Annotated in this window: 10 protein-coding genes; all 10 read left to right on the top strand. The window is 58.9% G+C overall.

The window, feature by feature from the left end; genetic code table 11:
• Nucleotides 1-23 precede the first annotated feature (23 nt).
• Nucleotides 24-821: a DUF89 family protein gene (locus BA066_04700; GenBank protein RDD53393.1), complete on the top strand. Its 798-nt coding sequence runs from the start codon at nt 24-26 to the stop codon at nt 819-821.
• Between the two features lie 362 nt (nt 822-1183).
• Nucleotides 1184-2182 (top strand): hydrogenase, encoded by a 999-nt coding sequence (locus BA066_04695; GenBank protein RDD53395.1) that lies wholly within the window; start codon nt 1184-1186, stop codon nt 2180-2182.
• Nucleotides 2182-3066 (top strand): cytochrome-c3 hydrogenase subunit gamma, encoded by an 885-nt coding sequence (locus BA066_04690; GenBank protein RDD53394.1) that lies wholly within the window; start codon nt 2182-2184, stop codon nt 3064-3066. Before BA066_04695 ends, BA066_04690 begins: the two co-directional genes overlap by 1 nt.
• Entirely contained in the window at nt 3067-3840 is a 774-nt protein-coding gene (locus tag BA066_04685; protein ID RDD53392.1) for a hydrogenase, read from the top strand.
• On the top strand, nt 3809-5131 hold the full coding sequence (locus tag BA066_04680) for a Ni/Fe hydrogenase subunit alpha (protein RDD53391.1): 1323 nt from the start codon (nt 3809-3811) through the stop codon (nt 5129-5131). Before BA066_04685 ends, BA066_04680 begins: the two co-directional genes overlap by 32 nt.
• On the top strand, nt 5128-5577 hold the full coding sequence (locus BA066_04675) for a hypothetical protein (protein ID RDD53390.1): 450 nt from the start codon (nt 5128-5130) through the stop codon (nt 5575-5577). The genes BA066_04680 and BA066_04675 overlap by 4 nt, the downstream gene beginning before the upstream one ends.
• A gap of 30 nt (nt 5578-5607) precedes the next feature.
• The gene (locus BA066_04670) at nt 5608-6714 is read left to right on the top strand and encodes a pyridoxal phosphate-dependent aminotransferase (protein RDD53389.1); all 1107 of its coding nucleotides are present in this window, start codon (nt 5608-5610) and stop codon (nt 6712-6714) included.
• Nucleotides 6711-8492 carry a phosphoenolpyruvate carboxykinase (ATP) gene (locus tag BA066_04665; protein RDD53388.1) on the top strand — a complete coding sequence of 594 codons (1782 nt, stop codon included), beginning with the start codon at nt 6711-6713 and terminating at the stop codon, nt 8490-8492. The genes BA066_04670 and BA066_04665 overlap by 4 nt, the downstream gene beginning before the upstream one ends.
• A 39-nt stretch (nt 8493-8531) precedes the next feature.
• Complete coding sequence (proC, locus tag BA066_04660; GenBank protein RDD53387.1) at nt 8532-9404, top strand: pyrroline-5-carboxylate reductase; 873 nt, start codon at nt 8532-8534, stop codon at nt 9402-9404.
• A 68-nt stretch (nt 9405-9472) separates the two neighbouring features.
• On the top strand, nt 9473-10709 hold a 1237-nt coding region (locus tag BA066_04655; GenBank protein RDD53386.1), incomplete at its 3' end, for an amidohydrolase.

Raw genomic sequence — 10709 nt, 5'->3', positions numbered from 1 at the left:
TCCTCAGGCAGACTGTCAACGCATTGAGGTTGGTCCCCTTGGAGGATGGTCTCATAGAGGAGGCCCAGAGGGAGGTCATGAGGTACTTATTATCGGCTGATTGGAACGTGAGTCCCCCCGAGATGGACTACGCTGTCCAGGCAATAATAAGGAGGTACGCGGGCGGTGATCCCTACGCTGAGGTCAAGAGGAGGAGCAATGAGGAGGCCCTGAGGCTTTACGGGAGATGCAAGGATCTGATAATGGGGAGCCAGGATCCCCTCAAGACCTCGATCAAGATCGCCATAGCGGGCAACGTGATTGACTTCGGCCCCTACACCTCCTACGATCTGGAGGGCACCCTGAACAGGCTGCTCAACTCCGAGCTGAGAGTGGATCACTACGAAGCCTTCAAGCGGGAGTTCGAGAGGGCCTCCTCAGTCCTATACTTCTCCGACAACGCCGGGGAGATAGTCTTCGATAAGCTCCTGCTGGAGACCATGATGGGCATGAGGGACCTCAGGGTGACCTTCGTCGTCAAGGGAGGGCCCATGATAAACGATGCGACGCTCGAGGACTTCGAGCAGGTGAGCCTCTCGAGGCTACCGGGCGTCGATGTGAGGGTCGTGAGCAACGGGGAACCGGGGACGGGACCGGACAGGAGGTCCGAGGAGGTCAGGAGATGGTTGAAGGAGCACGACCTGGTCATATCCAAGGGTCAGGGGAATTACGAGATATTGGGGGAGCTGAGCGGGATATTTCACATGCTGGTGGTGAAGTGCGCCGTGGTCGCCCGGGACCTGGGAGTGGAGCAGGGAGATGCGATCCTCCTCCACAGGTGAATCCCCGGGAGCGGATCGCGAGAGGACTTGATGATTGATCCGATTGATCCCCTATTGAACCTAAATATTTCTTCATAATATCGGAGTTATAAGTAAAATGTAATGAGAAGAATGGGGGAGAAGCCGTTTAAATTCCACCTAATACACATCAAATAAATTGGTTTCACAGTTTTATGAAAAATATTTGAATTAAATGACGATGATTCAATAATATTATACCTAAATGAGCAATATTAAGATAGATATTTTTCCGAATGATCCCAGTTTTCTTCAAGTTTGTATTGAGAACTGGAAGGATAATCTTTTTTATTTTAAAATTTTGCATGAAGCTCAAGGGGGTGGTGACCTCGCTCTACCTCAAAATGAGCAAGGGTGATCTGCCCAAGCTCCTGAGCGCGCTCAAGGAGTTCGGTGAGGTTCACGGGCCGGTGAGGTATGGGAAGTTCCATTCCTTCAGGAGGGTGGATTCCGCTGATGAGATGGACCTGAGCTACACGAGGACCATGATCCCACCTAAGAAGTACTTCGTGAGACCCAGGGAGGAGATCCTGAGGGTCAACCTGAGGAGGGGTTATGAGCTACTCAGGGAGGAGCCTCGGAACATCGTGCTATTCGGCTTGCACGCTTGCGACATAAACGCCATCAAGGTGCTGGACTCAATATACATGGATGAGCACCCAGACCCCTACTACGCCTCCAGGAGGGAGCGCACCCTGATAGTGGGGATCAGCTGCCTGCCGGATGATGAGTGCTTCTGCAGGTCCATGGGAACCGATTACGCTTACGATGGGTTCGACCTCTTCCTGCACGACATAGGGGAATCTTACATATTGAGGGTGGCCTCCGAGAGGGGAGAGAGCCTCCTTGAGGGGGCTGATTTCCTGAAGAAGCCGGAGAGGGAGGACTTCATGAGGCTGGCCGAGTTCGAGAGGAGGAGGGCCTCGATGTTCAAGAAGGAGCTGATCTCATCCCACCTACCGGACGTGGCCGATTCCCTGCACGATAGCGATGCCTGGAATGAGTACGTGAGCAGGTGCCTCGCCTGCGGCTCCTGCAATCTCGTCTGCCCGACCTGCAGGTGCTATGATGTGTTCGAGAGGGTTGACCTCTCGCTGGAGAACGGCGTGAGGGAGAGGAGGTGGGATTCCTGCTTCCTCAGGAGCCACGCCCTGGTGGCGGGAGGTCTCAACTTCAGACCGACCAGGTTCGACAGGTTCGTCCACAGGTACAATTGCAAGAGCGGGATAAACGTTGAGACGGGACTCCCTTACTGCGTCGGCTGCGGTAGGTGCACCGTCTTCTGTCCAGCGGGCATAGATCACGTGGAGGTGCTCAATTCCGTCTGGGGGGTGGTGAGGTGATCGAGCTTCAGGAGGAGCAGTTCGTCCCCAAGCCGGCCGAGATCCTAGATATCAGGGAGATGACATCCATAGAGAGGCTCTTCAGCCTCAGATTTCTCGATGAGGAGTACGAGAGGAGCTTCAGGTACATGCCGGGGCAGTTCGTCCAGCTGAGCGTGTACGGCGTCGGTGAAACCACGATCTCAATATGCAGATCCCAGACGAGACCCGGTCCCCTGGAGCTCCTCGTCAGGAGGGTGGGAAGGGTTACGAACGCGCTCCACAGGCTGAGAAGGGGGGATGTGGTGGGTTTGAGGGGGCCCTTCGGCAACTGGTTCCCGGTGGAGGAGATGGAGGGAAGCGACGTCCTCCTCATAGCGGGCGGTCTCGGCATGGCCCCGCTGAGGGGAGTGCTCCAGTACGTGCTCGACAGGAGGGAGAGGTACGGGGACGTGAACCTCCTCTACGGCGTCAAGAGCTACGAGGAGACCCTGTTCAGGGAGGAGGTCCTGGAGCCCTTCGAGCGGGATTCCGGCTTCAGGTCCTTCATATCCTTCGAGAAGGATGACCCCTTCTACGAGGAGCTGATGAGGAGGAACCCGGAGCGTGTCAGGAAGGGAGTCGTGACGGTGCTCTTCGAGCTAGCCGACAGATACCTCGATCCTAAGAACACCTATGCGGTGGTTTGCGGCCCTCCGGTGATGTACAGGTTCGTGCTCAGGGAGCTCGATAGGAGGGGCTTCTCGCCCAGGAAGGTTTACGTGACGCTGGAGAGGAGGATGAGGTGCGGCGTCGGCAAGTGCGGTCACTGCATAATCGGAGGGGCGACCTCGATAACCTACGTCTGCAAGGACGGACCTGTCTTCTCCTACTTCGATGTGCTCTCGATAAGGGGGGCGATCTGAATGGAGAAGCCCAGAGCCGGTTTCTATTCCCTGACGGGTTGTCAGGGGGAGTACCTGACGATACTCGGCATGGAGGATCAGCTTCTCGACCTGCTGGGCCTGGTCGAGATAGTGGAATTCAAGCTGGCCAGCAGCGTTGAGCTACCTGGAAAGGTGGACATAGCATTCGTGGAGGGCTCCGTCACGACGAAGAAGGACCTGGAGTACTTGGAGGAGATAAGGAGGAAGAGCAAGATTCTGGTAGCCATAGGGGACTGCGCAGTTTGGGGAGGGATACAGGCCTCGACTAGCGGGACCGACTGGAGGGACCTCATGAGATCAGTATATGGAACTGATGAGAACCTATATGGTTTTCTAGGAGAGCACAAGGGTCTCTCCGAGGTGGTTCAGGTCGATTACGAGCTCCAGGGATGCCCGATAGAGGGGAGGGAGTTCGCGGAGCTCCTCATAGATCTGGTCAGGGAGGTCAGGCCGGTCCTCCCGGACTACCCGGTGTGCGTGGAGTGCAAGGTCAGGGAGATACCCTGCCTCATAGTCGAGAGGGGGCTGCCCTGCCTCGGACCCGTTACCGTTGCCGGCTGCGATGCGAGGTGCCCATCCTACAACACCGCCTGCATAGGCTGCAGGGGCCCGCTCAGGGATGAGGCCAACGTGAGCGGGGAGCTCGAGGTTCTCCTGAAGAAGGGCTATGACAGAAAGACCGTGCTGGACCTTATGAGCATGTTCGGAGCCAGGTACAAGGATGTGGCCAAGTTGTTGGGTTTGGAGGGGTGATCTCATGAGGGAGATCTCCGTTGAGCATCTGGCGAGGGTGGAGGGTCACGGCAGCATAGAGGTGGTACTGGAGGGTGATGAGGTCAAGAGGGCCTTCCTGAGGATATACGAGGGTCCCAGGTTCTTCGAGCGCATACTCATTGGGAGGAGGTACTACGAGGTCCCGGACATAACCGCGAGGATATGCTCGATATGCCCCGATCCCCACCAGGTAGTGAGCTCCAGGGCAATAGAGAAGGCGATGGGGGTGAGGGTGGACAGGCAGGTCGAGGTCCTCAGGGAGCTGCAGCTGATCTCCGATGTGATACACAGCCATGCCCTGCACCTCTTCTTCCTCGCACTCCCCGACTTCCTGGGATATGAGGATGCCGTGAGCATGGCCGGAAAGTACCCGGAGACGGTGAAGCTGGCCCTCAAGGTGAAGAGAGCCGGTAACGCGATAAAGGAGACGATAACGGGAAGAACTGTTCACGGTGTGGTCACCAAGCCCGGGGGCTACACGAGGGTTCCGAGGAGCGAGGAACTTGAGAGGCTGGCGAGGCAGCTTGAGGAATCAATTGATGGCGCGAGAGAGGCCGTTAGGGTCTTCTCATCACTTGAGATGCCGAGCTTTGCGAGGAGGAGCAACCTCTACATGGCGGTGGATCCCGGAGAGGCCTACGGCTACTCAGGGGATTACGTCCTCGTGTCGGACGGCGGGAGGTATCCAGTGGAGAGGTACATGGAGCTGACTAATGAGACCACGGTGGGGCATTCATCTGCGAAGCATTCCAGCTACAAGGGGAGGAGCTTCATGACAGGTGCCCTGGCCAGGTTGCTGCTCAACAGGAGCAGGCTGTACGGCGAGGCGAGGGAGGCCTACGGGAAGTTGGAGGGGAAGATCGATGATGCCAACCCCTTCTCCAACAACCTGGCTCAGGCCATAGAATTGCTTTACAGCGTTGAGAGGGCCGTGGACCTCATAAACAGCCTGCTGGATGAGGGACTGAAGGATGAGCTCATGGTGGAGGTCTCCCCGAGAGCCGGGAAGGGGATTGCCGCCGTCGAGGCTCCCAGAGGACTTCTCTACCATCACTACAGGCTGGACGACGATGGAAGGGTGATCTTCGCGAACATAGTTACCCCGACGGCCCAGAACGCCGCCAACATCGATGACCACATCAGGACGGCGGTCGGCAACCTGAGGGGCCTGGGCGATGAGGAGCTGAGGTTCAAGCTGGAGATGCTTGTGAGGGCATACGATCCCTGCATATCCTGCTCGGTCCACCTGGTGAGGCTGAGGAGGGAATGAGGACGCTGGTGCTCTGCGTCGGCAATGTTATGAGGTCTGACGACGGGTTCGGGCTCGCTGTGTGCGATGAGCTCAGGGCCAGGGGGATTGAGGTCATCGCATCCGGCCCTGACATCTCCGAGATCCTCGACAGGCTCCAGGGGTTGGATAGGCTTGTGCTAGTTGATGCTGTGGACTTCGGCGGGGAGCCGGGCAGCCTGATCGTGAGGAGCATGGAGGAGCTGGATACCATGGAGATCAGGACTTCCACTCACTCCCTCTCCCCAATCCAATTTTTGAGGCTGGTTAGGGAGCTCACCGGATACCCGAGGGAGGTTCTCATCGTGGGCGTTCAGCCAAAGGACCTGGGGATCGGTGAGGGGCTGAGCGAGGAGGTGAGGGGATCCCTAGAGAGCGCGGTGAATGCGGTCCTGAGCGCGCTCGCCCCTGAGGGGGCGCTGCGATAGATTAATTATGATTCACTTGGAGCTCCGGCGATGATCACGATAAGGGACATCTTCGAGGCCTGCAGGCTCAGGGAGAGGGAGGGGAGGAGGGTCATAAACGCTCACATAGGCGAACCCTCCCACGAGCCCCCGATTCCCGTCTCCGAGGTCCTGAGAGGGATGGGGGAGATAGGGAGGAGGTACCTGCCGTTCGTGGGAACGGAGGTAGCTAGGGAGAGCATTGTGGAATTCGCTGAGAGGTTTCTTGGCAGGGAGTTTCATGAGGAGAGGATCTTCATAACGAATGGGGGCGCTCAGTCCCTGCTCATATCGGCGCTGGCCGCCCAGAGGTTGAGGAGGGGCAGGATCCTGGTTCCGGCTCCCGGTTTTCCCCAATACTTCGAGCATGCGACGGAGTTCGGCTACAGCGTGGCCGCATACGATCCCCTCTCCGAGGACCTTGTGAACGAGATCTTGAGCAAGTCCGATGATGCATCAGCAGTCCTGATAAACTACCCGAACAATCCAACCGGTCATGTTGCCCCAAACTCGGAGCTGAGGGATCTTTGGTCCGAGCTGAGCAGGAGGAACGTGCTCCTGATAAACGATGCCGCCTACTCCCAGATATACTTCGGTGATAAGGTCGAGGTCGTCGGGGACGTGATCGCCGACACCTTCAGCAAGACTTTCGCCCTTCCCGGGATCAGGATAGGCTACATCTACTGGGGGGCCGAGAGACCAGAGATAGTCGGCAGGTTGCTCTACCTGATGACCGCCGGCGCCTCGGAGGCCTCGCAGCTCCTGATCACGGAGATGATAAGGTCGGCGACCGAAGATTACTTCGCCGGGGTGAGGGGACGCTACGCGGAGCTGAGGGAGGAGGTCGTCAGGAGGGCTAGAGAAGCCGGGCTCATCTTCCCGGAGCCTGGAGGAGCCTTCTACCTCTACGCCAGGCATCCCAAGGTGAGGGACTCGAATGAGCTCGCTATAAGGCTGCTGGACTGGGATCCGGTTGTCGGGATAGTCCCTGCGGCCGCCTTCAGGGGAGGAAGGGAGTTCTTCAGGGTGAGCTACGGGGTCCTCGGGAAGCCTGAGATAAGGGAGCTCTTCAGGGTGATAGGGGAGGTGGCCGATTCTCTGGGGGCTGGTGAATCATGAGGGAGCTTATTCCCCCTCTGGAGGAGATGACCCCCAAGAGCTTCATGGAGGCCTTCGAGAGGATCCTGGAGGCGAAGAGGAGGGCCGGAATCACCCCGATCTTGGACAACCCAGATGACCTTTTTGAGAGGGCGAAGCTCTACGGGACGCGTTACGCGAACGGTGCCTGGGGATGGGCATCCAACATATGGAGCAGGTCCGCCGCGAACACAGTGGTTGTGAATGACGAGGGTGAGCTTAGGAGGGAGCACAAGCTGCTGATGATGAGGGTGCTCGAGCACATACTGGCGCAGGGTCCCCTGATAAAGGTGGATGGTTACGTCGGTAAGCCCGGCACAAAGGTTCAGATGCACGCCAGGGTTTACGTGGATCCCCAGTTCCCGGACATAGCCTACAGGTGGTCTCAGCTCGTCTTCCCAGCTCCCAGGGATGGGAGGCCCGATGTCGTGCTCTTCGTCATCCCCCACTACCTGGGGAACCCCATGATACCCGGGACAGACAGGATGATGATGGTCCTCAGGTTCCCCAACGACTGGCTGACCATAATCACGGTCTCATCCTACCAGGGCGAGGTGAAGAAGGGGGTTCTCTGCCACTGGATCAACTACGTCTATGGGAAGGGGTGCACGGGGGAGCACGCCGCCTTGAGGGAGTTCACCGTCAAGGGAGTTGATGGAAGGTGGAGAAGGGTTGTCATGGCGATATGGGGGTTGACCGGGAGCGGCAAGTCCACCCACAGCTTCTACGCCTGGGACGAGGTGAACTCGAGGATCTTCGTGGAGAGGTTCGGGGTCAATCCCTTGGAGCTCGTGAGGGATCAGGTGATAAGGAACGATGATATAATAGCGATATGCGAGGATAGGGTCTACGGATCGGAGCGCGGGGCGTGGACGAAGACCGAGGACTTGACACCAGAGCAGGTGGCGATGTGGAGGGGGGCCATGAGCAGCAGGGCCCTTCACGAGAACACGGAGTTCGATGAGAGGGGCTACCCCTCCTTCTCCGGGGAGCTCTTCAGGTACTTCGGGAGGCCAAACAGGAACTCGAGGACCGTGCTTTACCTGGAGGATACCGGATTCTTCGATGGGGATGTGGCCTCGAGCGGTCCGCTCACCACGGCCCTCTTCCTATCACCCAGCTACTTCACCTCCTACGCCTGGATGAGGGTGGAGGATCCCGCGGTCGCCGCCAAGTTCCTGGCGGACGGTAAGACCATAGGTCACCCGGCTCAGGCCAAGGAGCTGGTCGGGAAGATAAGGTACGTCCCCAGGTTCTCCGAGTTCACCATAGGGGTGCCGGACTCGATGCACGTCATGAGGTTCTACGAGATGCTGAGGAAGAGGAGGGAGAGCGATCCGATCGAGGTATACGTCTTCGTGACCACGGGCAGGGTGGGAGCGGACTACAGGTGGGTCGAGAGGGAGATCCAAGGGAGGAGGCTCATGGTCCCGGAGCCCTTGATGGAGGAGTCCGGAGGTGGGATCAGGATTAAGGGCGGTTCCAAGCCGACCATAGAGGAGGACGAGCTATTCATACTTCAGTCCTCCAGGGGAGCCGTCGAGTACGAGCCCCATCCGTTCTGGGGGGAGAGGGTGCTCGTGCCGAGGAGGATCCCGGGCTTGGAGGAGGGGAGGCTCAGGGAGCTGAGCCCAACGGCTCACTACAGCATGAGCGAGTTCGAGGAGCTCCTGAGGGCGGAGATAGAGGAGAGCAAGGCCTGGCTCAGGATCAACTGCCCCGGACTCCCGGATGAGATAGTTAACTCCATGGACTTCTGATCCCGAAGCCCTGCATGCGGCTTTGAGGTGCAGCTTTAAATTAGGGAGGCTCGAGCCGAGCGGGGTCCATCATGGGTGAGCGCCTTCCTGTTTGAGCCCGTGGCGGTGATCGGCCTGGGCAGGATAGGCACCTCCCTTGCCCTGGCCCTTTCCAAGGAGGGTTATCGCGTCCTAGCCTCCACGGCCCACCCGGAGAGGCACAGGGATGTCGAGTCCTCTGGTATTGAGATCCTTCCAAGCGAGGAGGCCGCTAGCAGGGGAAGTGTTGTCGTGATAGCGGTTAAACCAAAGCAGATCATGGATCTGGCGGATGAGATAAGGGAGAGAGTGAGGGGGAAGCTTGTGATCTCCTTGGCGGCGTCCCTGACCACAGAATTCCTGGAGAAGCTGATGCCCGGTGCCAGGATCGTCAGGGCCATGCCAAATCTCGCCCTGATCGTGGGCGAGTCCATAACCGCTCTCTCCCCTGGCAGGAGCGCGAGGGAGCCTGACATAGAGGTCGCCAAGGGGATATTCAGCTCGGTCGGTGAATGCGTCGTCGTGGAGGAGGAGCTCATGGATGCGGTGACCGGACTGAGCGGCAGCGGCCCGGCTTACGTCTTCATGATGGTGGAGGCCCTGGCGGATGCGGGTGTCAGGGTTGGTCTCGCTAGGGATCTGGCCATAAGGATGGCTGCCAAGACCCTTCTGGGTGCCTCAAAGATGGTTTTGACGGGGAAGCACCCAGCGGAGCTGAGGGACATGGTCCTCACCCCAGGGGGCGTCACCATAGCCGGCTTGCATGAGCTGGAGAGGCGTGGGTTCAGGGCTGCCCTCATGAATGCAGTGTTGGCGGCCGTGAGGAGGGCTGAGGAGCTCAGAAATGAGCTCCCTTTGTCCCTGATGCGGGAGGTCCGCTGGAGAATTCATTAGCTCGGGCCGGAGCCCAGGGCCGGGGGTCGCGGTAATAAGCTGCCCGCAGACACCCCCCGGGTGATCCCTTGCTGTTCGCCATCGAGAACGCCAGGGTCATGGGGAGCTACGAGAGGAGTTGCGTCGTCATCGGGAACGGGAGGATACTCGAGGTGGGATCCTCCAGCCTTTGCGAGGGGTACAGGGGAAGGGCCAGGTTCTTGGATGCCGAGGGTCGGGTCCTGATCCCCGGGATTGTTGATTCTCACATACACCTCCTCAGCTACGCTCTCTCCATGCGGGAGCTCGAGCTCAGGGGGGTGAGGAGCATAGAGGAGCTCAAGGAGGCCGTTAGGTCCAGGGTCAGGGTGTCGAGGCCCGGGGAGTGGATAGTGGGGCGGGGATGGGACCAGGAGCTCCTCGCGGAGGGGAGATACCCGAGGGCCCAGGATCTGGATGAGGCGGCTCCTGACAACCCAGTCATCCTGGCCAGGGTGTGCATGCACGCGGGCGTTGTCAACTCCAGGGCTATGAAGGAGCTGGGCATCCACAAGGACCTCCTGTTCGAGGATGAGTTTTATGAGGCGATGAGAAGGATTAGGGCTACAAAGGAGGTCGAAAGCCTGATGTTGAGGGCCATGAGAACTCTCTCATCCTTCGGCATCACAGAGGTGCACAGCATGGACGCCTCGCTGGAGGAGCTGAACGTTCTGAGGGGGTTGCTCGAGAGGGGCCTCCTGCCGATAAGGGTGAGGCTCTACCTCTCCCGGGGGCTGAGCTCGGATCTCAGGGGGGATTTGCTCTCGGTGGAGGGCAACAAGGTTTACGCTGATGGCAGCTTCGGGGCCAGGACCGCCGCCCTGAGGGAGGAGTACGAGGACCAGCCCGGGAACAGGGGGATGCTCCTGATGGACTGGAGGGAGATCTCCCGCATAGCGGAGCACCTGAGGGCCGAGGGAAAGAAATTAGCCGTCCATGCCATAGGTGACAGAGCCTTGGAGGAGGTGATTAAGGCCATTGAAAGCGGTTTCAATAATCTGAGGGTGGAGCACGCCTCGCTCACCCCTCCCGATCTCCTCGAGAGGTTGGCCAGGGCGAGGCCGGAGATGATAGCAGTGCAACCGCACTTCACGGTCACCGACTGGTGGCTGGGGAGCAGGCTCGGGAGTAGGGTGAGGCACGCCTACAGGTTCAGGGAGATGATCGAGCTCGGGTTGAGGATCTCTGGGAGTAGCGACTCTCCTGTGGAGCCTGCGAATCCCTGGATGAGCATAGAGGCTGCTGTGACCGGAGGGGAGCTGGGAGCGAGTCCCATGAGCCTTGACC

This window comes from Candidatus Korarchaeota archaeon NZ13-K (assembly GCA_003344655.1).
GTDB lineage: Archaea > Korarchaeota > Korarchaeia > Korarchaeales > Korarchaeaceae > Korarchaeum.
The sequence above is the reverse complement of the archived record's forward strand: the minus strand, read 5'-3'. Positions and strand labels throughout refer to the sequence as shown.

Bases quoted from the DNA above. Each gene is read 5' to 3' on its own strand.
- BA066_04670 (RDD53389.1), top strand. From the start codon at position 5,608: ATGATCACGATAAGGGACATCTTCGAGGCCTGCAGGCTCAGGGAGAGG.
- BA066_04665 (RDD53388.1), top strand. From the start codon at position 6,711: ATGAGGGAGCTTATTCCCCCTCTGGAGGAGATGACCCCCAAGAGCTTC.
- BA066_04685 (RDD53392.1), top strand. From the start codon at position 3,067: ATGGAGAAGCCCAGAGCCGGTTTCTATTCCCTGACGGGTTGTCAGGGG.
- BA066_04680 (RDD53391.1), top strand. From the start codon at position 3,809: ATGTGGCCAAGTTGTTGGGTTTGGAGGGGTGATCTCATGAGGGAGATC.
- BA066_04675 (RDD53390.1), top strand. From the start codon at position 5,128: ATGAGGACGCTGGTGCTCTGCGTCGGCAATGTTATGAGGTCTGACGAC.
- BA066_04695 (RDD53395.1), top strand. From the start codon at position 1,184: ATGAGCAAGGGTGATCTGCCCAAGCTCCTGAGCGCGCTCAAGGAGTTC.